Here is a 24859-nt window from a genome sequence, read left to right on the forward strand (position 1 = left end):
GAACCAGACGCGTCCGACAATTGGCCAACCTGGCGGGACGCAGCCGTACCGACCCGGCGCGAGGACCCGTGCGCGCATTACGCTCAGGCCGCATGAGTGACTCGCACAGCACGCAGAATTTCGAGACGGTGGCGATCCACGCGGGCAACACCGCCGATCCCCTCACGGGCGCCGTCGTCCCGCCCATTTACCAGGTCTCCACCTACAAGCAGGACGGCGTCGGCGGCCTGCGCGGCGGCTACGAGTACAGCCGCAGCGCCAACCCGACGCGGACCGCCCTGGAGGAGAACCTGGCCGCGCTCGAGGGCGGCCGCCGCGGCCTCGCCTTCGCCTCCGGCCTGGCCGCCGAGGACTGCCTCCTCCGTACGCTGCTCGCCCCCGGCGACCACGTGGTCATCCCCAACGACGCGTACGGCGGCACCTTCCGCCTGTTCGCCAAGGTCGTCTCGCGGTGGGGCGTGGAGTGGTCGGTGGCCGACACCTCCGACCCGGAGTCGGTGCGGGCCGCGCTGACCGACCGTACGAAGGCGATCTGGGTGGAGACCCCCTCCAACCCGCTGCTCGGCATCACCGACATCGCCGCGGTCGCGCAGATCGCCCGCGAGGCCGGGGCCCGCCTCGTCGTCGACAACACCTTCGCCAGCCCCTACCTGCAGCAGCCGCTCGCGCTCGGCGCGGACGTCGTCGTGCACTCCATGACGAAGTACATGGGCGGCCACTCGGACGTCGTCGGCGGCGCCCTCGTCGTCAACGACCCGGAGCTCGGCGAGGAGTTGGCGTACCACCAGAACGCGATGGGTGCCGTCGCCGGCCCCTTCGACGCCTGGCTGGTGCTGCGCGGCATCAAGACCCTCGCGGTGCGCATGGACCGGCACAGCGAGAACGCCACCAAGGTCACCGAGATGCTGACCCGGCACGCGCGCGTGACGCGCGTTCTCTACCCGGGCCTTCCGGAGCACCCCGGCCACGAGATCGCCGCCAAGCAGATGAAGGCGTTCGGCGGCATGGTGTCCTTCCAGGTCGAGGGCGGCGAGGACGCGGCCGTCGAGGTCTGCAACCGCGCCAAGCTGTTCACCCTGGGCGAGTCCCTGGGCGGCGTCGAGTCCCTGATCGAGCACCCGGGCCGCATGACGCACGCCTCGGTGGCGGGCTCGGCCCTTGAGGTCCCCGCGGACCTCGTGCGCCTCTCGGTCGGCATCGAGTCGGCGGACGACCTCCTCGCCGACCTGCAGCAGGCGCTCGGCTAGGAGCTACCAGCGGGTGAGCGGTGGAGTCGTCTGCGACGGCGGCTCCACCCACGGCTGCGCGACGGACGCCCAGACGGCGAAGGTCACGACGGCCACCAGGAGCAGCAGCCAGCAGAACCGGCGCAGCGCGGTCCGCCGCCGCAGCATCCGGCCGCCGCGCCGCACCGCGTCGGCGCACAGCTCGGGCGGCACCGCGGGCGGACGGCTCTCCAGAAGGCGTCGTACGGCCGATTCCTTGCGCTCGTACTGGCTCATGCCGGTGCCGCCTCGCTCATGAGGGTGCCGCCCCGCTCAGCGCGCGCGTGGGCGCGGGGCCGCGCGGCGGGTGCAGGACCGTCGCCATCGCGCGGGCGCAGATCGCGTGGACCCGGTCGGTGGGCAGACCGAGGAGCGCCGCCGTCTGTTCCTCGGCCACGCCCTCGTACATCCGCAGGACGAGAATCAGCCGCTCCTGCGGGCTGAGCCGCTCCAGGACGCCGCCGTGCCCGCGGTGGCGGCGCCAGGCGGCGCGCGCGAAGCGCAGGGCGAGCTGCTGCCGGGTGCGGTCGTAGGGATCCTCGCCGCGCAGCCGGTCCCAGATCGCGTAGGTGTGCGCGAGGGCCGCCGTCAGCAGGGCACGCGCGCGTGGGTTGTCGTCGGCGGGTTCGGCGGTGAGCAGGGTGGCGGCATGCAGCAGCCGCCCTGCCGCGCCCGCGACGAACGCCTCGAACTCCCGGGCACGGCGGGCGTTCTGGAACGCCTGCCGTTCGCGCACCGCACCTCCCGGCCACAGGGAAGGGGGATCCCGGTCTCATATGAGGCCAGACGCGGGGCCGGGGTCAAGACTCCGGAGTGGCCGGAACCTCTCCACCGGGCGCCGCCTGTGACGTCTGGCGTGCCGAGAGGGCGGAATTGAAGCGCGTGAGGAGCGCGCAGAAGCTCTCGCGCTCCGCCGGGTCCCAGTCCTGGGTCAGTTCGGCCATCAGCTCGCGCCGCGAGGAGCGCACCTCGTCGAGGCGGGCCTGCCCGCGCGGCGACAGCTGGAGCACCACGGCACGGCCGTCCTCGGGGTGCGAGGTGCGCTTGACGAGCCCGGTGTCGACCAGCGGGGCGACCTGGCGGGTGACCGTCGACGAGTCGATGCCCATGCTCGCCGCGAGCGCCTTGACGCCCATCGGGCCTTCCTTGTCGAGGCGGTTGAGCAGCAGATACGCGGCGCGGTCCATGGAGTTGCGGACCTGGCCTACGCCGCCGAGGCGGGTCTGCTCCGCGCGGCGGGCGAAGACGGCCACCTGGTGCTGCAGGCTGTCGAGAAGGCCGGGGTCGCTGGCGGTCGTCATGTCCGGAGTTGTGGGCATGGCCGGGGGCTCACTTCATGCGAGGGCAGTGGGTTGGGGGACAGGGTACGCGGCCGGAGGGCGGACCGTACCTGCGCTGCGCAAACCTACGGGGAGAACAGTCTCGGCCCTTGGTCATCGCAGGAGGAGTCGGACGCCGACTGCAAGACTTGCCGTCATGAGCTACCGCACGCCTGACTCCTTGCCGACGGTCACTCTCGACGACGTGCGCGGCGCGCAGAAGATGCTCTCCGGAGTGGCCCGCGCGACGGCGATGGAGGGCAGTCGGCACCTGTCGCAGCTGGTCGGCGCCCCGGTGCACCTCAAGTGCGAGAACCTCCAGCGGACCGGCTCCTTCAAGCTGCGCGGCGCCTATGTGCGCATCGCGGGACTGCTCCCCGAGGAGCGCGCGGCCGGTGTGGTCGCGGCCAGCGCGGGCAATCACGCGCAGGGCGTGGCCCTGGCCTCCTCGCTGCTCGGGGTGCGCTCCACCGTCTTCATGCCCGCCGGTGCGCCGCTGCCCAAGGTCGCGGCGACGCGGGACTACGGAGCGGAGGTGCGGCTGCACGGCCAGGTGGTCGACGAGACGCTGGCCGCCGCGCAGGAGTACGCGCGCGAGACGGGCGCGGTGTTCATCCACCCCTTCGACCACCCCGACATCATCGCGGGGCAGGGCACGGTCGGCCTGGAGATCCTCGAGCAGTGCCCGGAGGTGCGCACGGTCGTCGTCGGCGTCGGGGGCGGCGGTCTCGCCGCGGGCATCGCGGTCGCGGTCAAGTCGCTGCGCCCCGACGTGCGTCTGGTCGGCGTGCAGGCGGCGGGGGCCGCGGCCTATCCGCCCTCGCTGGCCGCCGGGCACCCGGTGTCGGTCGTGAACCCGGCGACGATGGCCGACGGCATCAAGGTCGGCCGCCCCGGGGACGTGCCGTTCCGGCTGGTCGAGGACCTGGTGGACGACATCGTGACGGTCTCCGAGGACGAGCTGTCCAGTGCCCTGCTGCTCTGTCTGGAGCGGGCCAAGATGGTCGTCGAGCCGGCCGGCGCGAGCCCGGTGGCGGCCCTGCTGAGCGCGCCGAAGGCGTTCGAGGGCCCGGTGGTGGCGCTCCTTTCGGGCGGCAATGTGGATCCGCTCCTGATGCAGCGGATCCTGCGGCACGGCATGGCGGCGGCGGGCCGCTATCTGTCGCTGCGGCTGCGTCTGACGGACCGGCCGGGGGCCCTGGCGACGCTGCTCGGGGTGCTGTCGGAGGTCGACGCCAACGTCCTGGACGTGAGTCACGTGCGCACCGATCCGCGGCTCGGGCTCACCGAGGCGGAGGTCGAGCTGCACCTGGAGACGAAGGGCCCCGCGCACTGCGTGGAGGTGGGCGCGGCGCTGCGGGACGCGGGCTACACGGTGATCGCCTGACCCGATCCGGGACTCTTTCGAAAAACGGCTGAGCGAACGCGATGTATCGCGTTATGGTGTGTCCTACGTCACCGGTCGCCGGGCGCACGATGTCCGGCATATCTAAGCTTTTCCGTAGGAAGTCACCCACACCACTGGGAGAACCCACATGCCAGGCGCCATCTACGCCGAAGGCCTGGTGAAGACCTTCGGCGACGTAAGGGCTCTGGACGGCGTCGATCTGGATGTCCCGGAAGGCACCGTGCTCGGCCTCCTCGGGCCGAACGGCGCGGGGAAGACCACGGCGGTTCGCTGCCTGACGACACTCCTCACACCCGACAGCGGAAAGGCCGTCGTCGCGGGCATCGACGTCCTCAAGCACCCGAACGAGGTGCGCCGTTCGATCGGCCTGTCCGGCCAGTTCGCCGCCGTGGACGAGTATCTGACGGGCCGTGAGAACCTCCAGATGGTCGGCCAGCTCTACCAGATGAAGGCCAAGGAGGCGAAGGTCAGAGCGGGCGAGCTGCTCGACAGGTTCAACCTCGCCGACGCCGCGGACCGGCCCTCCAAGACGTACTCCGGAGGCATGCGCCGCCGACTCGACCTCGCCGCCGCGCTCGTCGTCTCGCCGCCCGTGATGTTCATGGACGAGCCGACCACCGGCCTCGACCCGCGCAACCGCCAGCAGCTCTGGGAGGTCATCCAGGAGCTGGTCTCGGGCGGTACGACACTGCTGCTGACCACCCAGTACCTCGAAGAGGCCGACCACCTGGCGCACGACATCTGCGTCGTCGACCACGGCCGCGTCATCGCGCGTGGCACCTCCGACCAGCTCAAGGCCCAGACCGGCGGCGAGCGCGTCGAGGTCGTGGTGCACGAGCGCGACCACATCGCCACCGCGTCCGAGGTCCTGCGCGGCTTCGGCAAGGGCGAGGTCGCCGTCGCCGAGCACACCCGCAAGATGACCGTGCCCGTCACCGGCGGCGCCAAGCTGCTCGCCGAGGTCATCCGCGAGCTGGACACCCGCGGCATCGAGATCGACGACATCGGACTGCGCCGCCCCACCCTCGACGACGTCTTCATCTCCCTCACCGGCCACGTGGCCGAGCTGGGCGACGAGGGCGGCGGCACGGAGGCCGACGCCAAGGGCAAGCGCAAGAAGGAGGCCGACAAGTGAGCGCCGTCACCGACACCGTGCGCACGACGGGCCCCAGGCCCGCGGGCGGCATCGGCCAGTCCATCAGGGACTCCCTGGTCGTCGCCAAGCGCAATCTCATCCGGATGTCACGCATCCCGGAGATGGTCATCTTCGGCCTGATCCAGCCGATCATGTTCGTGGTGCTGTTCAGCTACGTCTTCGGCGGCTCCATGAAGATCGGCGCCAGCACCGACCCGGAGGTCTACCGGAACTTCCTGATGGCGGGCATCTTCGCGCAGACCGTCACGTTCGCCACCGCCGGCGCGGGAGCCGGCATCGCCGACGACATGCACAAGGGCCTCATCGACCGGTTCCGCTCGCTGCCCATGGCGCGCGGCGCCGTCCTCACCGGGCGCACCATCGCCGACCTCGTACAGACCGCGCTGACCCTGCTCGTCCTCGCGATCGTCGCCCTCCTCGTCGGCTGGCGCGTCCACGAGGGCATCCCGAAGGCCCTCGGCGCCTTCGGTCTGCTGCTCCTGCTCGGCTATGCCTTCACCTGGGTCGGCGCGCTCATCGGCCTCTCGGTGCGCACCCCGGAGGCGGCCACGTCGGGCGGCCTGATCTGGCTCTTTCCCGTCACCTTCATCTCGAACGCGTTCGTGGACTCCAGCCAGATGACGCCGTGGCTGCGGCACGTCGCCGACTGGAACCCGTTCAGCGCGACCGTCCAGGCCTGCCGTGAGCTCTTCGGCAATCCGGGCGTCTCCGACTCCGGGGCCTGGCCCATGCAGCACCCGGTCTGGGCCTCGGTGATCTACTCGGTCCTGATCGTCCTGATCTTCCGCACCCTCGCCGTCCGCAAGTACCGCTCGGCGACCGCCTGAGCGACGACGAAGGCCCCCGGCACTCAGGTGCCGGGGGCCTTCGTCGTGTCCTGAGCCGTCTCGTCCTGAGCTCGGAAGAAGCGCTAGCCCTGGTACGGCTTGGCCGCGAGGATCTTGACGGAGGCGAACTTGCCGTTCGGCAGTTCGTACTCCGCGTCCTCGCCGATCTTCTTGCCGTGCACGCCGGTACCCAGCGGGGACTGCGGCGAATACGTCTCGATGTCGGCGCTCGCGTACTCACGGGAGGCGAGCAGGAAGGTCAGGGTGTCGTCCTCGTCGCCGTCGAAGGCGATGGTCACGACCATGCCGGGCTCCACCACGCCGTCGTCGGCGGGGGCCTCGCCGACCCGGGCCGTCTCCAGGAGCTGGGTCAGCTGGCGGACGCGGAGCTCCTGCTTGCCCTGCTCCTCCTTGGCCGCGTGGTACCCGCCGTTCTCGCGCAGGTCGCCCTCCTCGCGCGCCGCCGCGATCTTGGCCGCGATCTCGGTGCGCGCAGGACCAGACAGGTACTCCAGCTCGGCCTTGAGCTGGTTGTACGCCTCCTGGGTCAGCCAGGTGACGTTCTCGCTCGTCTGGGTCACAGGTGCTCCTCGTAGGTACTGGGAATACAAAGCATCGCCCTACCCAGAAGGATGTTCCCTCACGGGTGGGCGAAACCACGAGCCTAACAATTCAGGCGCGCCAGGGGGAGGACATAAGCCGTCAGAAATACGTCAGTGCAGGTGAGCGCCGTGAAGGCGGCGGGCCTCAGTCGGAGTGGCAGCCGAGCAGCTCGGCGTTGGTGCCCCGCGCGGTGGTACGCAGCGTGACGACCTTGTCGACGCGGTCCTTGCGCTGGTCGAAGCGGAAGTCCGCGCGGCCCACCTCGGCGCCGTCCTCGGACTGCGAGCGCAGGGTGCAGTAGCCCCGGGCGTCGGTGTCCTTGCGCACCTCGAGGTGCACCTCGACGGCCTTGTCCGAGACGACGTCGAACTTGATGACCTCGGCGCTGATCTTCGTGCCGTTGATGTAGTCGTAGCCGAACCAGCCGACGACCGCGAGGAGCAGGACGCCGAGCACGGCGCCGACCGTCTTGAGCTTGCGGTCGGCGGCTTCGTCGGCCGTGCGCGAGCGGCCGTACCGGCCCTCGGGGAGCTTCGAGCCCACCGCCGCCATGATCGTCCTCCAGGAACAGGGGATGCAGGAATTTTCCGCCCCCCGGTTCCGTCACTATAGAAGCCGCCCACCTGCCACCCGACCGCCGCCCCTCATGATGCTCCTGCGGGACGGCACCCGTTCATCGCGCCGTATTCACGAGGGCGCCCGATATCTGAGGATCGAGTCTTGACTGAGCAGCTGCGACTGATGGCCGTGCACGCCCACCCCGACGACGAGTCGAGCAAGGGCGCGGCCACCATGGCCAAGTACGTGTCCGAGGGGGTGGACGTGCTCGTCGTGACCTGCACGGGCGGGGAGCGCGGCGACATCCTCAACCCGAAGCTCCAGGGGGACACCTACATCCAGGAGCACATCCACGAGGTGCGCAAGAAGGAGATGGACGAGGCACGCGAGATCCTCGGCGTCAAGCAGGAGTGGCTCGGCTTCGTCGACTCCGGGCTGCCCGAGGGCGACCCGCTGCCGCCGCTGCCCGAGGGCTGCTTCGCCCTGGAGGACGTCGACAAGGCCTCCGGCGAGCTGGTGCGCCAGATCCGTTCCTTCCGTCCGCAGGTCATCACGACGTACGACGAGAACGGCGGCTATCCGCACCCCGACCACATCATGACCCACAAGATCTCGATGGTGGCCTTCGAGGGTGCGGCGGACGCCGAGAAGTACCCGGAGTCGGAGTTCGGCCCGGTCTTCCAGCCGCAGAAGCTCTACTACAACCAGGGCTTCAACCGGCCGCGCACCGAGGCGCTGCACCAGGCGATGCTGGACCACGGCCTGGAGTCGCCGTACGGGGACTGGCTCAAGCGCTGGGACGAGTTCGAGCGGGTCGAGCGCACGCTGACCACGCATGTGCCGTGCGGCGACTTCTACGAGATCCGCGACAAGGCCCTGATCGCCCACGCCACGCAGATCGACCCCGACGGCGGCTGGTTCCGGGTGCCCATGGAGATCCAGAAGAAGGTCTGGCCCACGGAGGAGTACGAGCTCGCGAAGTCGCTCGTCGATACTTCCCTCCCCGAGGACGACCTCTTTGCGGGCATCCGCGACAATGCCTAGCGTGAACGCACATCTGGCAATGACGCAGCTCGTCCCTCTCGCCAAAGAGGTCGACGAGAACAAGGTGACTCCCGGTGTCCTCGGCTTCATCGTGTTCGCGGTGATGGCCCTGGCCGTCTGGGGCCTGATGAAGTCCATGAACCGGCACATGGGGAAGGTCGACTTCAAGGAGTCGGCCTCCGACAAGGAGCCGGTGGGTGCCGGAGCGGGCGCGGAGTCGAAGCGCCCCGACGGCGACAGCTAGCGTCCCGGCGGCGCCGGCCGCCCGTCTTGATCGTCTGTTGTACGACGAGAGGGGCTGTCGCGTGCCGCCCTGCCCGGGTCGCGGCCTGCCGCCGATCGGCCTAGCGTGAGGTCTGCCGACACAGGGGGCCGAGCGGATGGGTACGACGTCATGGCAGACAGTCCGAGCATCGTGCTGGTGCATGGTTTCTGGGGCGGTGCCGCCCACTGGGGCAAGGTCATCGTCGAACTGCACAGGCGGGGCTTCGGCGCCCTGCACGCGGTGGAGAACCCGCTGACCTCGCTGGCCGACGACGCCGAACGCACCCGGACCATGGTCCGGCAGATCGAGGGGCCCGTGCTGCTCGTCGGCCACTCCTACGGTGGCGCGGTCATCACCGAGGCGGGCGACCTGCCCAATGTCGCGGGGCTCGTCTACATCGCGGCGTTCGCGCCCGACGCCGGGGAGAGCCCGGGGCAGATCAGCCAGGAGCGGCCGCCCGCGGCCTTCGAGAACATCGCCCCGGACTCCGACGGCTATCTGTGGATCAAGCAGGACGCGTTCCAGGAGAGCTTCGCCCAGGATCTGACCGCCGACGAGGCGCTGGTCATGGCGGTCACGCAGAAGGCGCCCCTCGGGTCGACCTTCGGCGATCCGGTCACGGCACCGGCCTGGCGTGCCAAGCCGTCCTGGTACCAGGTCTCCACCGCCGACCGCATGATCCACCCGGACAACGAGCGGGACATGGCCCGGCGGATGAACCCGCGCAAGACCATCGAGCTGGACGCCTCGCACGCCTCGCTCGCATCGCGGCCCGGCGACGTCTGCGACCTGATCGAGGCGGCCGCGCAGGAGACGGGCGGCAGCTGAGCCGCACGGCGCCGCACCGCCGGGCGCGGGCGGCCCCCGCTCAGCCGGGCTGCGGCACCGGGACGCCCATCACCTCCCGTGCGTGGCGGCTCGGCACCATGCCGAGGCGCCAGGCCTGCCAGCCCGTTTCGAGGTCGGCGCCGCGCTCCAGGAGGAGGCCGTACGCCTGGATGTACTCGTCGAGCTTGCCGTCGCGGACGGGGTGGCCCGCGCGGGCCAGCTGGGCGAGTTCCTCCTGGGCGACGGCCGTGCCGATCTCCCAGCCGCCCGGGGACGCGTACGGCAGCAGGGTGCAGCGCAGGAAGCGGGCCCAGTCCTCGCCGCGCCGGTCGCCGTAGGACGTGAAGAGGCCGATCGCCTCGTCGCAGAGGGCGAGCGCCTGCTGGGTGCGGGCGTTTCCGGCGTCCACGACGACCAGTTCCAGACACGTCCACGCCTCGCCGTGCGCGACGCCGATCCGCTGGAAGTCGGCGCGGGCGTCCACCAGGAGCTGGCGGGCGAAGCCGGAGTTGCGCAGCGAGCCGGTCTGGGCGGCGCGCTGGTCGCGGGTGACGCGCGCGGAGTGGTGGCGCGCGCAGGCCAGGCCGTACACGTCCCGCATCCGCGAGAACATCGTGCGGGCCCGCTCCAGATCGCGCACCGCCTGGTCGAGGCTGCCGGTCTCCTCCAGGGCCTGGCCCAGGTAGTACAGGGACCAGGCCTCGCCGCGCGCGTCCTCGTTGTCGCGGTGCCTGGACACCGCCTGGCGCAGGCCGTCGACCGCGGGCGAGGGGTCGCCGTCGACCAGGCGGGCGCGCGCCAGCTGCGTCATCGCCCAGGCCTCGCCGCGCGGGTCGCGGGTGCGGCCGTACAGATCGAGGGCGTCGCGCAGCTCGTTCTCCGCGCGCGGCACGTCGCCCATGCGCAGACAGAGCTGGCCGAGCTGGAAGTGCGTCCATGCCTCGCCGTGCACGGAGCCGCTCGCGCGGTGCAGGACCAGTGCCTTCTCCAGCTTGTCGAGGGCCTGCGCGAGGTGGGCGCGGTCGCGTTCCACCGCGGCGAGCGCGTGCAGCGTCCAGGCGCGGTCGCCGGCCAGTTCGTCGGCGGACTGCAGCTCCAGGGCGTCGTTGAGGCGGGCGGCCGCCTCCTTGAGGTTGCCCTGGTGGTGCAGCGTGATGCCGAGCGAGCCGAGGGCGCGGGCGGCGGCCGCGTCCTGGTGGGCCTCGAAGTAGAGGTCGACGACGGAGTTCAGTGTCGTACGGGACTGGTCGAGCTCGCCGAGCTGGCGGGCCGCGATGCCGGTGCGCCACTGCACGCTGCGACCGAGCAGGCCCTGGTCGATGGCCTGGGTGAGTTCGTTGATCTCGCCGAGGCGGTAGAGGTCGCCGCGCAGCAGGCAGTAGTCGCACAGGGCGCCGAGCAGGCTGAGTACGGCCTGCTGGTCGACGCCCTCCGCGTGCCGCAGCGCCGCCGTGATGAAGGTCGACTCGTCGTCGAGCCAGCGCAGTGCCGCGTCGAGGGAGGCGAAGCCGTGCGGCCCGAACTGGTCGGCGCGGGTGGACGTCTTGCCGTCGACGAGGCGGATGACGGTGTCGGCCAGCTCGCCGTAGCTGACGATGAGACGTTCCTGCGCCGCGCTGCGCTCGGCGGGTTCCTCCTCGTCAAGGAGGCGGGCCTGGGCGAAGGAGCGCACGAGGTCGTGCAGGCGGTAGCGGCCGCCGCGCACATGGTCGACGAGTCCGGCCCTGGCCAGCGCGGTGAGTCTGCGGCCGGCCTCCTTCTCGTCGGTGGCGAGCAGCGCGGCGGCCGCGGCCGCGCCGAGCGAGGCGCGGCCGGCGAGCGCGAGGCGGCGCAGCAGGCGCCGGGCGGGTTCGGCCTGGTCGGTGTAGCGCAGCCACAGGACGCGCTCCACGGGGTCCACCGGGCCGTACGCGGCGAGGTCGGCGGCCAGCTGGCGCGGTGTGCGCGGGCCGAGCGAGGAACCGGCGGCGCGCAGGGCGAGCGGCAGGCCGCCGCACAACTTCCGTACCTCGTCGGCCGATTCGGCGTCGTAGGGCCCGGAGAGGTCTTCGGCGGACTCCCGCAGGAGTTCCTCGGCGCCCGCCTCGTCCAGCGCGCCGACCGGCAGCAGGTGCACCCAGGCGGGCAGGTCGCGCGGGAGGTCGAGGGGCTCGCGGGCGGTGACGAGGACGAGGCTGTCGGAGCGCTCGGGGATGAGGGTGCGGACCTGCTCGGCGTCGGACGCGTCGTCGAGCACGATGGTCACAGGAAGGCCCGTCAGGTACTGGTGGTAGAGCTCGCTGAGCCGCTTCAGCTGCTGTTCCTGCGAGGAGCGTTCGCGGAAGAGGAGCTGTTCGCGGGGGGCGCCGAGGCGGTTCAGGAGGTGCAGCAGGGCGTCGCGGGTGGACAGCGGGGTCTCCTGCGGGTTGTCGCCGCGCAGGTCCACCACGCAGGCGCCGCGGAACTGGTCGCGCAGTTCGTGCGCGGCCCGCACCGCGAGCGAGGTGCGCCCCGAGCCCGGCGCGCCGTGCAGGACGACGACCGTGGGCCGGGTGTCCGTGCTGGCGCGCGCCGCGTGCACGTGCTGGGCGATGCGGGCGAGTTCGCCCCTGCGGCCGGCGAAGGGACCTATGTTCTCCGGGAGTTGGGTGAAGGACTGTTCGAGGACGGAGCGCCTGCGGGCCGCCGCGCTCTTGTCCGTGCCGCGCAGCTGGGGCGCCGTCTTCTTCTGTGTCCGGGTGCCGGTCGACGCGGCGAGGACCCGCTGCTGGTCGAGGAAGGGCCGGATGCCGCGGACTTCGAGCGCCGTCAGCCACTGCAGCCGCAGCTGTTCGGGCCCGCCGGGCTGGCTGAGCGCCCCGGCGCGGCGGCTGGCCGCGGGGACGTGCGATGCCGTCACCTTCACGACGGTGGCGGCGGCGCCCGCGACGGCGACGGCCACGCCGGTGCCGATGGCCGTGCCCGCGCTCGTGCCGAACGCCAGGTCGGAGACGCCCGCGGCGAGCGCGGCGACGACCGCGACCAGCAGGGGGGTGCCTGCCCCCTCGCGTGCGTAGCGCTGCCCGAAGGTGAGCTGGCCCGCCTGTGCCTCGTCGAGGGCCGCGGTGTACGCGCCGTACTCCTCCGCGGCCGTCTGCCCCATGGCGTCGAGCGCGCCGCGCGCCCGCGAGAGCAGCAACCCCGCGTCGACGCGCCCGCCCGAACGCCGGACCTCCTCCTCGACGGCCCGTGCCAACAGCCGCTCGGCCTCGGCCCGATGGCTGTCCCGCATATGCGTTCCCCCTCCGAGAGCAACAGTTGCCTGCGGTCACAAGTGTCCTGCGTACGGCGCGAGGAAGCGAGGGCGTCCACCGATCAGGGCAGGTGACCCCTCTCGTGCGGACACTCTGTCCCCTCTGTCAACTTGCCTTTACCATCGGTCTGTTGAGCGAAGAGTTGAACGAAAATCCACTGCGGCGGGGAGTGTGCGTTGTCCGAACTGTTCGGTGTTTCCACGGAACTCGCGCCCGCCTTCGTCGATGTCGCGAACCTTCTCGGCGCCTCCGTCCTGCGGTCGGCGTCCGACCGCATCGCCGATCAGTCGGTCGCGCGGGGCGAGGGCTTCTTCCGTCGCCTCTTCACCGCCAACGGCCGCGGGAGCGGCGGGCTTTCGACGGATGACGCGGAGCGGGCCGACGAACTGGACGCCCTCATCGAGCGGCTCGGCCCCGACGAACGGCGGCAGCTCGTCGAGGCGTTGCGGGCGTGGCTCGACGGGCCGCGGCAGGACCTCGACGAGGGGCATCTCCTGCACCACGTACGACGGATCGCGCAGCCCCAGGCCGCCCCGGTCACGTACAACACGGCCCATGCGTACGCCCCCGGCTCCATCGCGGCGAACTCGATCGGCACGATCCATGTGCAGGGCGACAGCGGTGCCGAGGGCCGGGGACCCCAGGGGCGGAGCGGCTCCGAGGGCGAGAGGTGACCGTTCCGGGTACGGGCCCCGACTCCCACAACATGGCGAGAGCGACCGGGCCGCAGGGCCTGGCCGCGAACACCATCGGGAATCTGACGCTGATCCAGAAGGTCATCAGGATCGGCACGTCGCTCGTGGCGGGCTGGCTGCTGTTCGCCGCGGTGCTCGTGGTCGCCGTCATCGCCATGCTGCTCTGGCCGGAGAACGGGGCGGCGGGCCAGTCGGGCACCTTCGCCCTCTTCCTCGGCCTGCTGCTCGCCGCCGCGGCCGGGGCGGTCGTCCACATCGTCAGGAGCAGCGGCACCGCGGACACCCCCGGCAGCGCCCGCCGGTTCGTGTGGGTACCGATCATCTCGGTCGTCTGTGCCGCGCTGGCCGGCTGGAGCCTCATCCGCCTCGTCGACAACAGCGAGGTCGACGTGGCGGTCACGTACCAGGGCGAGCAGCCGCTCGACGGCAAGGACAACCGGAAGCTGACCCTGACCGTCCGCGCGCCCGCCGCCGACGAGCGGCGCGACCGGCTCCGGCTCTCGCTGACCATCAGGGACGACAGGCCGGACACCCCGACCTGCGTCCACAAGACCAGAGCCACCCTCACCGCGCTCACCGCGAACGTCACCCCGCAGGTGTCCGACGTCGCCGCCCGTTCCACCGTCGACTACGACCTCGGCGGCCGGCAGGGCGACGTGCGGTTCGAGATCTATCTGCGGACCGACCCGGGCTGCACGATGCGGGTGGAGAAGGCGATCGGCACCCTGCACAACGGCTGACCGCGCCGACCGGACGTACGACGGCCGCCCCCGCACCGGCCGACCGCAGCACACGACGACCGAACGAACCGCCCGCCGGGCCAGGAGCGAGGGATCAGATGACCGCAACGGCACGACGCCGGTGGACGGCGACGGCCACCGCAGCCCTGCTCTGGCTGCCCCTCGCGGGCTGCGGGGGCGACGACGAGGCGCCGTTCCTGAAGGACGGCATGCGGGTGGGCGCCAAGAGCGACCAGCCGGGCACCAGCTACTCCCCGCACGACGGCGAGTTCAACGGCCTGGACATGACCGTCACCCGTGAACTCCTCGGCAGGGCGGGCGTCGAACCGCCGTACTTCAGCGGCGTCCTGTCCAAGAACCGGGGGAGCGCCCTGCGCGACGGGCACCTCGACCTGGTGGCCGCCACCTACTCGATCACGGCGGACCGGATGAAGCCCGAGGAGGAGGGCGGCGAGGATCTCGACTTCGTCGGCCCCTACGCCTCCACGCAGCAGGGCGTCCTCGTCCGCTCCGCCGACGCCGACGAGCTGCGGAACCTGGGCGATCTGAACGGCAAGCAGGTCTGCGTCTGGCGGGGCACCACGTCCGCCACCGAGATGAAGCGCGAGGCGTACCGGAAGATCTCCGTGCGGACCGAGGAGGACGCCGGGTACTGCGTCAAGGCGCTCCTCGCCAAGGAGGTCGACGCGGTCTCCACGGACCGGCTCATCCTCTACGGGTTCATGGAGGAGCACCCCTCCCTGAAGGTCGTGCCCGGCATCAAGTTCAACAGCGTGCCCAACGACTACGGCATCGCCATGGCCAAGGGACATCGCGAGGACTGCGAGAAGCTGCGCGATCTCCTGACGGCGTACGTGGACAGCGCCGACTGGGACCGCGACGTCCAGAACAACCTCCCCGCCATGCCGAGGGCCGAGCGGGACGAGGCCAAGCCGACCGCCCAGGAGATCTCCGACCTGTCGTGCAGGGACAAGCCGGCGAACAGCGGCGAGGACTGAGCGGGACTCAGCGGTCCGCCGATTCGATCCAGTAGGTCCGGGCCCGTCGCCTGCGGCGTCGCGTCAGCGGGTCGTGCAGGAACCGGCTCGCCAGGCCGAGCGGGGTGGCGATCACGTAATAGACGATGACGAGCATGATGTCTCGCACGACCTCCGTGGTGAGTGCGGTGGGCGGGGCGGGGCGGTTCAGTCGAGGGGAATGTCCGCGCGCCAGTCGCCCTCCTCGGACCAGGCGGGCTGCTCGCTTTTGTGCAGCAGGAAGTTGCCCATCGCAAGCATGTCGATGTCCGTGCGCATGAAGCAGGTGTACGCGTCGTGCGGCGAGTTCACGATCGGTTCGCCGCGTACGTTGAACGACGTGTTGACCAGGACCGGGCAGCCCGTCCGCGCCTTGAAGGCGGTCAGCAGCCGGTGATACGCGGGGTTGCTCCCGGAGCCGACCGTCTGCACGCGCGCGGAGCGGTCGACATGAGTGACGGCGGGGATCGTGGACCGCTGCACGCGCAGCAGGTCGATGCCGGTCGCGCCGGTCTCGGTCACCGGGAGCTGCCGGGCCGCCGCCACCGGCGCCACCACCAGCATGTACGGGCTCTCCTGGCGGAGGTCGAAGTAGTCCTTCGCGTCGTCGGCGAGCACGGCGGGTGCGAACGGGCGGAACGACTCCCGGAACTTGATCTTGAGGTTCATCGCGGACTGCATCGCGGGATCGCGGGGATCGCCCAGGATGGAGCGGGCGCCGAGCGCCCGGGGCCCGAACTCCATGCGGCCCTGGAACCACCCGACGATCTTGCCGTCGGCCAGCGCCGCGGCGACATCGTCGGCCAGGCTGCCGGGGTCGAGGCGGTGGTGCGGAATCCCGTGGCCCCGCAGGTACTCGGCGATCTGCGCGTCGCTGAAGGCGGGGCCGAGCAGCGAGCCGGACATCGCGTCCCCACCACCGCCGACGTGGTCGCGCGCGGCTCCGCGCTCCATCGCCACCGCCGTCGCCGCCCCCAGCGCCCCGCCCGCGTCTCCGGCGGCGGGCTGGATCCACACCTCGTCGAAGATCCCGCTCCTGACGATCTCTCCGTTGGCGACGCAGTTCAGCGCCACGCCGCCGGCCAGACAGAGCGTGGACTCCCCGGTGCGCTCCCGCGCGGTGCGCGCCAGGCGGAGCATCACCTCCTCGGTGACGCTCTGGACGGACGCGGCCAGATCGAACTCGCGCTGGGTGAGCGGCCCTTCGGGGGTGCGCCGCGGGCCGTCGAAGAGCTTCTCGAACGCCCGGCCCGTCATCACCTGCCCCCGCAGATACGCGAAGTACCGCATGTCCATGTGGAACGAACCGTCCGGCTTGATGTCGATCAGCCGTTCCTTCATCAGGTCCGCGTACCGGGGCCTGCCGTACGGGGCCAGGCCCATCAACTTGTACTCGCCGGAGTCGACTTTGAAGCCGCAGAAGTACGTGAGGGCGGAGTACAGCAGTCCCAGCGAGTGCGGGAAGCGGATCTCGGCCAGCGGCCTGAGCCCGGTGTCCCTGCCGTGCCACAACGTGGTGGTGGCCCATTCGCCCACGCCGTCCACGCACAGCACGGCGGCCGACCGGTACGGACTGGGGTAGAAGGCCGAGGCCGCGTGCGACTCGTGGTGGCGCCGCGCCACGATGTCCGGCACCCGCCCGCGGCCCAGTGACGCGAGCTCGCGCCGTACGACGTCGAGCGTCCTGAGCTTGCCGCCGGGCCGCAGCCAGCCCGGCAGCGTCTCCCGGAAGGAGGCGAGACCGGTGGGCGCGGCACCGATCAAGGTGGCGAGCACCCTGCGGAACTTCAGCCGCGGGTCTTCGTAATAGGCGACCGCGGAGACGTCGCCGAGGGACGCCCCCAGCTCGTCGAGGCAGTAGCCGACCGCCTGGGCGGGGAACGAGGGGTCGTGCCGTTTCCTGCTGAAGCGCTCTTCCTGCGCCGCCGCGACGGGGACTCCGTCGCGTACGAGCGCGGCCGCGCTGTCGTGGTAGAAGGACGAGATTCCGAGCACCAAGTCAGACACCGCTGTGTTCCTCCGCCCCTGGCATGACCGTGGTGGCGCCCCGCCACCGGCTTCCCGCGGGCCGTCCGCCGCGCGCGGCCCTGCGGGCCAGGAAGCCGGACGGCGGGTTGAGGGAGCGGTAGCCGACCCGCACCCGTTCCCAGACCTCCGCCCGGCTGCCCGGCCCGAGCGGGTCGGAGAGCCGGGCCATGAGGGTGTCGACGGCGTCGGCCGCCCATGCGGAATGCCCGGTGGCGACGTTGTCGATGGTGTTGTGGATGTCCACGAAGCGGGTGCTGAAGCCGTACTTCCGCAGGGCGAGCCCGGCCCGCCGGTAGGTGCCGCCCACGCCGGACAGCTCCATGGCCAGATTGAGGCCGAGCACCTCGGGCAGGAACGTGCGCGGAAAGCGCCCGACGCACAGCCAGTAGACGGGCAGTTCGAACGACGCGTCGCGAAAGCCCGGCCAGTGCGCGAACTCCGGTGACGCCGTCGGCGGCAGGACGACGTCCATCTCCTCAAGGACCTGGCGGTAGATCAGGGGATGGTTGAGTCCGGTCTCGCCGTTGCCGAGTTCGTCCCAGTAGGTCGCGAAGAGGGAGTGGCCGATGTCGGACGACGCCAGTTCGTAGTCGGTGAAGCCCTGCAGCCAGCTTCCGTCGATCAGGGTGAGCGGCGCCGTCTGCACGGCGTCGTCCACCACGGCCTCCCGCGACGGCAGCGGGGTGTCCGCGCTCTCCTCGAACTGCGTTCCGTGCCGGTCGTGTTGGGCCTGGAGCCAGGGTCGCAGGCCGTCGGTCGTCCATCGTTCGGGGAGCGGTACGGAACGGGCGTCCATGCGGTACCGGGCGCGTGCCAGCCATCTCCGTACGTACCGCAGGCACCAGGCGTCGACCGCCGGGCTGCAGGTGCGCACCATGAGCGTCCGGTACGCCTCGCGCAGATCGCGTGGGCCGTCGCCGGAGGGGGGTGCGGTCTCCAGGAGGGCGGGCAGCTTCGCGAGGTGCCGTACGGCGGGGGCCGGGGAGCTGGTGTCTTCGTCGGTCTTCCGGGGGCCGGGTCCGTCGAGCGCGTCGATCCACCGGCTGATGACGGTGAGGTCGTCGGGCGAGAAGACCCGGAACATCGGGCCGCGTTCGCCGACCAGCGTCGTGACCAGGGGGCTGGCACCGGAACGTCCGGGTCTGACGAGCCTGCTGCGCGCCAGGACGTCGAGGAACGGTTTCGGGTCGTCCCGGCAGTCCTTCAGCCACTCCGACAGCGGCCGGTCTGCGAGGGATACGTCATGGTGATAGACCGAGCCTTCCCTGGCGCGCTGACGCATCAGCTCGGCCATGTCGAACTCGGGGTCGAGCGAAGCGCGCAACTCGACCTGCAACGCCTCGACTTGGCCTCTCAGGGTGGCCAGCGCCCAGCCGAAGCCCGCGTATACGCGGGCCGCCGCTTCGGGACCGGCCCGCACCAGGGTGTCCGCGAGGGCGCGGCACCGCTCCGTCGGCGAAGGACCGTCGTCCCGGGCCCGCGAGCAGTCGAGCGCCGCCCAGTCGGCGGGCAGTTCCCTGTCGACCAGGGCGAGCGGCGGGGGCGGCCCCACGGCGCGCAGGCACAGGTCCGCGCCGATGAGCTCCTCGCGGAAGTCGTCGGGCCGTCGGCTCATCAGGAGAAGGAGGGCCGGGAGGCGGAACGCCGTGTCCGTGATCCGCGGGTCACCGGCGAGGCGGGCGAGCGGTACGGCGTTCTCCGAGACCCGCAGCAGCCGGAGCAGGCCGAGACAGGCGCTGCCCCTTGCGGCGCCCGGGTGGCCGACGCCGACGTCGGAGGCGTAGAGCGCGAGGATGCGCAGGGACGTCGGGGCGTCCGCGGTGCCCGGGGCGGTCAGCCACTGGAGCCAGGCCCCGGACGCCAGACCGAGCGGCGCCCAGCCAAGGGCCGCCCTGCGGGCGAGGCGCCGGTGCCCGTCGCGGTCGGCGAGGTCTCCCACCGCCCGGAACGCGTCCGCCGCCGCGGACGACCACGCGGCGGCCTCCCGGATCAGGTCGTCGAGCGGCCGGTCGGTGTCGATGGCGGACTGGCGCAGCTCCCCGCGGACCAGGTCGGTCAACTCGCCGCCGGGGACGAGGACTTCGGGGTCGGCGGCGCGGGCGTAGAGCCGTCGGAAGGTGGAGTCGGCGTCGGCGCCTCGCGCGGGCGAGGCGGGCGGGATGACGCCGCTGCGTCGTGCGTCATCGTGCATGGGCGCTCCCTGGTGGTGGACCTAGTACACGGGTCGGGCGGAGTCGCGCACTTTCAGAACATCGGGTAGATCGACGCGTCGCCCTTGCGGCCCTTGCGCTTGGTGCGCCGGAACACCTTGTTGATGATTTTGCGCAGGAAAGACATGTCTTGCCCCTCGCTAGAGCAGCGCACGCACGGCGTAAGAGCGGCGCACGCACTGCGTATTCGTGGAAGCCGGAACCTAGGAGAGCTCTAGTTCTTCCGCCATGATGCGGGCGGCGATGTCATGGCCCATGTCGTTGTAATGCACGCGGTCGACGAAGAGCCAGTCGTCCTCGGTGGTCGCATCGGCGAAGACGGGGTTCAGGTCGAAGAACCGGACTCCCTGCTTTTCGCAGCCGGCCCGGAGTTCCGCGGCGAAGGACTTGGCGACCTCCGGTGTCGCGACGTCTCCGTAGAGTTCCTCCCAGACGCCCCGCTGGTAAATCCGGTCCCTCTCCTCGAAGAGGACCGTCTCCTGCGGCGTGGAGGTCTGGCGCATCCACCGCGACATCGGCTGGAGAACGTAGGTGATGCGCGTTTCGGGCCCGGCCATGCGCCGCCAGACGTCGAGCTGACGAAGTGTCATTTCCGTGGCGGAGCCGATGACCGTGGTGATGTCGCGGCGTACGTCGTCGAACGTCGCGACCGCGGGAGTGCCGGAGCCCGATTTCGTCCGGCGGCCGAAGCGCTTGGCCGGGCCGCGGTTCTGCTCCCGCAGCTCTTCCATCTTCTCGAAGTACTCGCCGCAGAAAAAGAAGGCTCCGTGATCGCCCTGCTGCCACTCGGGAAGTCGCGCGAGCATCATGGCATTGACGCCCGAGTAGATGACGACCTCGCTGACATTCCCGAGCAGATGCCGGTACAGCGTGAAAAGCAGGGCTTCCTGCGTCGGGTTGAAGCAGTGGCCCGCGAAGTTGAGCCAGGGCTCCGAAGGCGCGTACCGGCTCCACAGCAGAGAGGACAGCGTGCTCGCGTCGCCGGTGGCGCCCACGCCGAGTGCGGTCGAGCCGCCCGTGAGAATGCGTACCGGACCCGGCGGGACGTGCCCCGCGGCGGACGCCTGGATTCCGTCGGGACCGGTGCTGATCCTGAACCCGGCCCGGTCGGTACGGATCGCCTGAGAGGAGAAATCACCGCGTCCGAAGTACATGAGGTACGGCAGGTAGCGGCGCTGGGCGGCGTCGTTGAATTCGTCGTAATCCCGCATCTGCGGCGTCAGTTCATACCGTTTGAGCGGCGCGGGCGCTCGTTTCGACCGGTCGCTCATCGCGCGACCGGCACCGGGACGCCGTGCGACGCGGGGGCGTCGTTGCAGACCGTCCAGGGGGCGCGCGCCGACCAGGACGCGGGCCCGTACGCGTCGGCGCCGTGCCGTTCGAGCAGCGGGGCGGGCACCAGCGAGGTGTAGTCGCCGCCGCGGCGCATCACCGCCTCCTGGTCCGTCGGTTTGTAGTAGTCCATCGGATGCGGATCCGCCCCGAAGTCGCCGAACATCCGGCGCAGGCGCGGCGAGAGGTCGTCGAGGACCTCGCGCGGCTGTGCGTGGTAGTCGTGCGAGCGGTGCCACAGGTGCCCGAAGCGCAGGATGAAGCTCTTGCGCGGCGCGCGGACGTTGCAGTCGACGGCGTGCCACAGCGAGTACGGGAACAGCAGTACGTCACCGGGCTGTGCGCGGACGGTCAGGGCCCCGGGGACGCCGCCCGCGCGCTGCTGCTCGTTCATCCGCTCGATGTCGGTGAGGGTGGGCGCGGGCCAGGTGTGGCTGCCCGGGAGCAACAGGAAGTTCCCGGACCGGGGTTCGGACACCTCGGTGAGGAAGATCTGCGCCTTGGCCTGCAGGCTGGGGCCCGAGTGGTCGACCTTCACGCCGTGCATCGCGGGGCCGCCGTCGACGTGCCAGGGCTCGTGGGGCGCGAGGTCGATGTCGCGGTGGAAGACCTCGCTGCCCAGCACGTGCAGGCCCTCGCCGAGCAGCGAGACCATCGGCCCGACCAGGCGTGGGTGGTCGAGGAAATAGGCGAGTGCGCGTTCCTGGGCTATTGCGTTCCGTACCCGTACGAGGTCTTTTCTGCTGCCCTCGTTGAAGTAGCTGGGGTGATACGGAACCACATCTTCATCGGCGGCGGTGAGGGCATGCACCGCGCGGTCGACGATCTCCCGCCCGAAGTCGACCTCGGCCTCGTTGAACAATCCGCGTAGATGGAGGTATCCCTGCGTCGCGTACTGCGAGAGTTCCTCATCGCTGAGCCCATGCCAGTCACGGTCAATCTTGGTCACCACGTACCCCGTTCAAACCCTGTCGTCAAGGAGTTTCATAACCACGAGATAATGTTCTGGAGGCAGCCGGACATCGCGCTTCGTTGAACGAAAAGCTAAACACCGGGCCGGGAGTGCGTCAACACCCCGACAGCGCCCCGTCGCCCATTCCCGTCCTGCCCTTGCCGTGCACCAAGCGGCCCGCTAGCTTTTCCGGGTCTGCGTTCCTGCCGGAAGAACGGACGCAGTGGTACGGACAGGAAGAAACATCAGAGAGCGGATGGATGTTAACTGAAATGAGCCCTTTCACATGGCGATGACGGATGCGGCTGGGATGAGCCGAGGCATGTACATCGGGGTCCTGGGGCTCGACGGGGCAGGCAAGACCACGGTTGCCCGTGCCTTGACGGGGCGCCTCGCGGACCAGGGATATAAGTCCGAGTTCATCCGATGGCGAGACATTGCCGCCCAAGTCGATAGAATCGACTTTCCATCCCGTACCCTGCGTCAACTTCTCGTGGAGACCTGGCGGTCGCGCTACGGCGGCGCGATGGACGCACCCTCGCTCCGCGTCCAGCACGGCTCGGCCGTTTATGAGGATTTCACCCGCGACAAACTGGAACAAGCAGGCTCCAACGAACCGGTCGACGTCCACCGCTCCGGCATGGCGGCATCCGCGATGCTCGAATTCGTCGCCGACATGTTGATCCAGGCGGAGTTCATCAACGAGAGCGTGTCCAGCGGCCGGATCGTCGTCACGGAAAGCTTCGGCTACAAGAATGTGATGAAGGTGCTGAGGGTTGCCGAAGAGGTCCCGCGTGACGACCTCGCGCGGGATGTCATCGCCAAGATGCGCGACTTCATCGCCGACGCCTATTCCACCCGGTTCATGCAGCCCGATATCGGCATCTTCCTGAAGATCACGCCGGAAGAGTGCTACCGGCGCATCACCGCGCAGCGCGGCGGCGTCGGGCCGGTCGAGGACATGGGATTCGCGGGCCGGGCCGGCCGGGAGTCCTTCATGGAGCTGCAGAGCGGTCTGTTCGCGGAGTACGAGGCGATGGCCACCCAGTGGGGCTGGCACACCGTCGACGTCAACGACGCCTCTCCCGCGGAAGTTCTTGACGCCGTCAACGACATCGTGGTCGCCGAAGTCGCGTCGGCGCAGCACCCTCGATGAGCCACCCCGGCGTGCGCGCCAGGACGGGGGAACCGCTGGATCACGTCCCCGGGGTCGTACGCGATGAACTGGGGCTGCGCCGGGCGCGCCCGCTCAGCGGTGGCGGCACTCCCGCGCACGTGTATGTGTGCGAGGGTGAGGACCGGAAGGCCTCGGTGGTCAAGGTCCTGCACGCGGGAGCGGGCACGGTGGACGGCCACGACCTGGACTCCTTCCTGCTCAAGCCCGCGCAGATAGCCCGGATCCACCGGGAACTCCCGGGCCTGTCGCCCTACTACGTACCGCTCATCGGGCGCTGGCAGGGGCCCGGCTGGGGTGCGTACGCCATGCCGTGGGTCGACGGCGTCCCGCCCACCACGCTGCTGGACGACGAGCATCAGGGCGAGCGGCGGTTCCTCGCGACACTGCGGTCGGTGTACACGGTGCTCGGCGCGCACGGCTACGCGGCCGACACGGTGCCGACGCCGCCCGGGCACGGCAGCGGCACCCACATGGGCCGTCTGGAACGCCGACTCCCGCTGCTGCGACGGCACTTGGGGCCATTGGTCGACAGGGACCTGCGAGTGAACGGCCAACCGGTGCCTGCCGCGCGCGAGTTGCTCCGCCGCGCCGCCGCCCGGCCGGACGTGCTCGCCACGGTCGAACCGGCCCGCCTCCACTACCCGGTGCACGGCGACCTGAACTTGGGCAACCTCATGGTGCGCGCCGGTGACGGACCCGACGGCACGTCCGACGGCACGAGCGGCCCGCACTTCACCGTGCTGGACCCGCGAGGCATCGAAGAGCACTGGGATCCGGTGTACGACGCGGCCAAGTCGCTGTTCAGCCTGACCCTCTTCGACGCCGCGATGAGCGGCGGATTCGAGATCAGCGGGGGATCCGGGATCAGCGGCGGTTCCGGGTTCAGCCGCGGTTCCGGGAGCGGGGACGCTTCCGCTGACTTCGAGGTCCGACTGCGCGGCCCGAACCCGGCGTACAGCAGTGCCGCGGAGGGCGTGCCCGCCACCCTGTCGACGGTGGAGTTCTTCCGCGGCCTCGGCTCCGGCGACCCGTTGTGGCCCCGCAGGCTGCTGTACTCGCACGCCTTCCATGTCCTGTCGGAGGCGGCCTGCAGGCTCTCCGACCGAACGGTCCGTGCATTTCCCGGTGTGCACGGCTGGGCCGCCCGGCGCGAACTCGCCCTGGGCCTCTACCTCAGCGGACTGCTCCTGCTCGACGACCTGTTGTCCGGGCCCGCCGAACCCGAAGACGACCCCGCGGCCCATCTGGGCTGCCTGGCCACGATCAACCGGCCGGCCAGGGCTTCCTCATTCCTGAAGCGATGAGAGGTTTTCCGTGGAACTGACCGTCAACCAGCTGGCAGAGCGACGTCTTTCAGATTTCTTCCACAAGGCAGAGGGGAGCGGTCCCGAGGCACTCTTCGCGGACCCGGCGGCGGTGGCCGCCGCGGTCGCGGACGGATCCGATCCGCGGCTCTACTCCGCGGCCCGTGACGCGCTCGCGCCCCGGGTGACCAAGCCCGGCCGGGGAGGGCGGCTCGGGCAGGGGTTCGGGGCCACGCTGTGGTCCGCCGACCTGGTGACCTACGAGGGCGGCACGCTGCCCGGCGGTGAGCCGTTCCGCTCGACCGGGCACTGGAACCCCGCCGACCAGCTGGAGATCTTCCAGGTGTTCAGCGGGCGCGTCCTCATGCTGACCAGTGTGCTCGACGAGTCGGGCGACCAGTCGTACGTGAGCTATCAGGAGTGCGGGGCAGGGGAGTTGGCGGTGGTGCCGTTCGGCGCCTGGCATCTGACGTATGTGCTCGACGGTCCTGCCATGGTGTTCAACATCTACTCGGGTCCCGCCGACGTCGCCGGTGGCGGGACGGGCACCGATGCCGCCGCGTACAGCACGTTCTCGAAGTACCGCTCGCACCGTGGACCGGCCGAGGTCACGGCCACCCGCTCCGGCACGGGGTTCGACATCGCCCTGTCGGCGAAGTGGCGCGAGGCGTGCGGCGACCCGATAGAGGTGTCGTGCCCGACGTGGCTCGACGCGCACATGCCGCCGAGCGGTCTCCTGACCGACCTGCACGTGTCCGGATCGGACGCCGATCTCGACGCGCTGCTGGCCCTGGGGGGCACGCTCTCCGACGCGAGGCCCACGCCGACCACTGTGCTGGCACGGTGAGTTCATTGCTCCT

Annotated in this window: 24 protein-coding genes; 13 read left to right on the forward strand and 11 right to left on the reverse strand. The window is 70.7% G+C overall.

The features are described 5' to 3' along the window. Positions 1–92 precede the first annotated feature (92 nt). Complete coding sequence (locus ACFWZ2_RS19175) at positions 93–1247, forward strand: cystathionine gamma-synthase (protein ID WP_384547109.1); 1155 nt, start codon at positions 93–95, stop codon at positions 1245–1247. 3 nt (positions 1248–1250) lie between these two features. On the opposite strand, the gene ACFWZ2_RS19180 is transcribed toward ACFWZ2_RS19175, so the two are convergent. The 3 genes from ACFWZ2_RS19180 to ACFWZ2_RS19190 all read right to left on the reverse strand — a co-directional run bounded on the left by ACFWZ2_RS19180 (position 1251) and on the right by ACFWZ2_RS19190 (position 2584). Next, positions 1251–1502, reverse strand: a complete 252-nt coding sequence (locus tag ACFWZ2_RS19180) for a hypothetical protein (RefSeq protein WP_384547110.1) — start codon at positions 1500–1502, stop codon at positions 1251–1253. Positions 1503–1518: 16 nt separating this feature from the next. Then, positions 1519–2001, reverse strand: a complete 483-nt coding sequence (locus ACFWZ2_RS19185; RefSeq protein WP_384547112.1) for a sigma factor-like helix-turn-helix DNA-binding protein — start codon at positions 1999–2001, stop codon at positions 1519–1521. A gap of 64 nt (positions 2002–2065) precedes the next feature. After that, positions 2066–2584, reverse strand: a complete 519-nt coding sequence (locus tag ACFWZ2_RS19190) for a MarR family winged helix-turn-helix transcriptional regulator (RefSeq protein WP_384547113.1) — start codon at positions 2582–2584, stop codon at positions 2066–2068. A 157-nt stretch (positions 2585–2741) separates the two neighbouring features. On the opposite strand from ACFWZ2_RS19190, the gene ilvA reads away from it, so the two are divergent. The 3 genes from ilvA to ACFWZ2_RS19205 all read left to right on the forward strand — a co-directional run bounded on the left by ilvA (position 2742) and on the right by ACFWZ2_RS19205 (position 5975). After that, on the forward strand, positions 2742–3971 hold the full coding sequence (ilvA, locus tag ACFWZ2_RS19195) for a threonine ammonia-lyase (RefSeq protein ID WP_384547115.1): 1230 nt from the start codon (positions 2742–2744) through the stop codon (positions 3969–3971). A gap of 148 nt (positions 3972–4119) precedes the next feature. Beyond that, a complete protein-coding gene (locus ACFWZ2_RS19200; RefSeq protein WP_384547117.1) occupies positions 4120–5127 on the forward strand; it encodes an ATP-binding cassette domain-containing protein in 1008 nt (335 codons plus the stop codon). Further along, positions 5124–5975: an ABC transporter permease gene (locus ACFWZ2_RS19205; protein ID WP_384547119.1), complete on the forward strand. Its 852-nt coding sequence runs from the start codon at positions 5124–5126 to the stop codon at positions 5973–5975. The genes ACFWZ2_RS19200 and ACFWZ2_RS19205 overlap by 4 nt, the downstream gene beginning before the upstream one ends. Before the next feature lie 83 nt (positions 5976–6058). On the opposite strand, the gene greA is transcribed toward ACFWZ2_RS19205, so the two are convergent. Together greA and ACFWZ2_RS19215 are read right to left on the reverse strand one after the other, a co-directional pair. Then, positions 6059–6556: a transcription elongation factor GreA gene (greA, locus tag ACFWZ2_RS19210; protein ID WP_384547120.1), complete on the reverse strand. Its 498-nt coding sequence runs from the start codon at positions 6554–6556 to the stop codon at positions 6059–6061. A gap of 166 nt (positions 6557–6722) precedes the next feature. Beyond that, positions 6723–7130 carry a DUF4307 domain-containing protein gene (locus tag ACFWZ2_RS19215; RefSeq protein WP_384547122.1) on the reverse strand — a complete coding sequence of 136 codons (408 nt, stop codon included), beginning with the start codon at positions 7128–7130 and terminating at the stop codon, positions 6723–6725. A gap of 168 nt (positions 7131–7298) precedes the next feature. Here ACFWZ2_RS19215 and mca point away from each other — a divergent pair, with 168 nt between their 5' ends. From mca to ACFWZ2_RS19230, 3 genes are all read left to right on the forward strand, one after another. Next, complete coding sequence (gene mca, locus ACFWZ2_RS19220; RefSeq protein WP_384547124.1) at positions 7299–8180, forward strand: mycothiol conjugate amidase Mca; 882 nt, start codon at positions 7299–7301, stop codon at positions 8178–8180. Next, positions 8173–8424 carry a hypothetical protein gene (locus ACFWZ2_RS19225; RefSeq protein WP_384547126.1) on the forward strand — a complete coding sequence of 84 codons (252 nt, stop codon included), beginning with the start codon at positions 8173–8175 and terminating at the stop codon, positions 8422–8424. Before mca ends, ACFWZ2_RS19225 begins: the two co-directional genes overlap by 8 nt. Positions 8425–8574: 150 nt before the next feature. Beyond that, on the forward strand, positions 8575–9273 hold the full coding sequence (locus ACFWZ2_RS19230; protein ID WP_384547128.1) for an alpha/beta hydrolase: 699 nt from the start codon (positions 8575–8577) through the stop codon (positions 9271–9273). Between the two features lie 40 nt (positions 9274–9313). On the opposite strand, the gene ACFWZ2_RS19235 is transcribed toward ACFWZ2_RS19230, so the two are convergent. Next, entirely contained in the window at positions 9314–12523 is a 3210-nt protein-coding gene (locus tag ACFWZ2_RS19235; RefSeq protein ID WP_384547129.1) for a tetratricopeptide repeat protein, read from the reverse strand. Between the two features lie 198 nt (positions 12524–12721). On the opposite strand from ACFWZ2_RS19235, the gene ACFWZ2_RS19240 reads away from it, so the two are divergent. From ACFWZ2_RS19240 to ACFWZ2_RS19250, 3 genes are all read left to right on the forward strand, one after another. Further along, positions 12722–13219 carry a hypothetical protein gene (locus ACFWZ2_RS19240; RefSeq protein WP_384547131.1) on the forward strand — a complete coding sequence of 166 codons (498 nt, stop codon included), beginning with the start codon at positions 12722–12724 and terminating at the stop codon, positions 13217–13219. A 32-nt stretch (positions 13220–13251) separates the two neighbouring features. Next, positions 13252–13980: a hypothetical protein gene (locus tag ACFWZ2_RS19245; RefSeq protein ID WP_384547133.1), complete on the forward strand. Its 729-nt coding sequence runs from the start codon at positions 13252–13254 to the stop codon at positions 13978–13980. A 98-nt stretch (positions 13981–14078) separates the two neighbouring features. Continuing rightward, positions 14079–14978, forward strand: a complete 900-nt coding sequence (locus tag ACFWZ2_RS19250) for a transporter substrate-binding domain-containing protein (protein ID WP_384547134.1) — start codon at positions 14079–14081, stop codon at positions 14976–14978. Positions 14979–14985: 7 nt separating this feature from the next. On the opposite strand, the gene ACFWZ2_RS19255 is transcribed toward ACFWZ2_RS19250, so the two are convergent. The 5 genes from ACFWZ2_RS19255 to ACFWZ2_RS19275 all read right to left on the reverse strand — a co-directional run bounded on the left by ACFWZ2_RS19255 (position 14986) and on the right by ACFWZ2_RS19275 (position 21515). Then, complete coding sequence (locus tag ACFWZ2_RS19255; protein WP_384547136.1) at positions 14986–15126, reverse strand: hypothetical protein; 141 nt, start codon at positions 15124–15126, stop codon at positions 14986–14988. A 38-nt stretch (positions 15127–15164) separates the two neighbouring features. Beyond that, a complete protein-coding gene (locus ACFWZ2_RS19260) occupies positions 15165–17003 on the reverse strand; it encodes a carbamoyltransferase (protein WP_384547138.1) in 1839 nt (612 codons plus the stop codon). Continuing rightward, the gene (locus ACFWZ2_RS19265) at positions 16996–19215 is read right to left on the reverse strand and encodes an iron-containing redox enzyme family protein (protein ID WP_384547140.1); all 2220 of its coding nucleotides are present in this window, start codon (positions 19213–19215) and stop codon (positions 16996–16998) included. The genes ACFWZ2_RS19260 and ACFWZ2_RS19265 overlap by 8 nt, the downstream gene beginning before the upstream one ends. Positions 19216–19437: 222 nt before the next feature. Then, entirely contained in the window at positions 19438–20505 is a 1068-nt protein-coding gene (locus tag ACFWZ2_RS19270; RefSeq protein ID WP_384547142.1) for an SGNH/GDSL hydrolase family protein, read from the reverse strand. Beyond that, positions 20502–21515: a phytanoyl-CoA dioxygenase family protein gene (locus tag ACFWZ2_RS19275; RefSeq protein ID WP_384547144.1), complete on the reverse strand. Its 1014-nt coding sequence runs from the start codon at positions 21513–21515 to the stop codon at positions 20502–20504. Before ACFWZ2_RS19275 ends, ACFWZ2_RS19270 begins: the two co-directional genes overlap by 4 nt. Positions 21516–21804: 289 nt before the next feature. On the opposite strand from ACFWZ2_RS19275, the gene ACFWZ2_RS19280 reads away from it, so the two are divergent. Genes ACFWZ2_RS19280 through ACFWZ2_RS19290 form a run of 3 tightly spaced genes read left to right on the forward strand, consistent with a single transcriptional unit; the run spans position 21805 to position 24846 of the window. Beyond that, positions 21805–22674 (forward strand): hypothetical protein, encoded by an 870-nt coding sequence (locus ACFWZ2_RS19280; RefSeq protein ID WP_384547146.1) that lies wholly within the window; start codon positions 21805–21807, stop codon positions 22672–22674. An 11-nt stretch (positions 22675–22685) separates the two neighbouring features. Continuing rightward, positions 22686–23999, forward strand: coding sequence for a phosphotransferase (locus ACFWZ2_RS19285; protein ID WP_384547147.1), 1314 nt, complete (start codon positions 22686–22688; stop codon positions 23997–23999). A 10-nt stretch (positions 24000–24009) separates the two neighbouring features. Beyond that, positions 24010–24846, forward strand: coding sequence for a hypothetical protein (locus ACFWZ2_RS19290; RefSeq protein WP_384547149.1), 837 nt, complete (start codon positions 24010–24012; stop codon positions 24844–24846). The last annotated feature ends 13 nt before the right edge of the window (positions 24847–24859 follow it).

Source organism: Streptomyces sp. NPDC059002 (genome assembly GCF_042740435.1).
GTDB lineage: Bacteria > Actinomycetota > Actinomycetes > Streptomycetales > Streptomycetaceae > Streptomyces.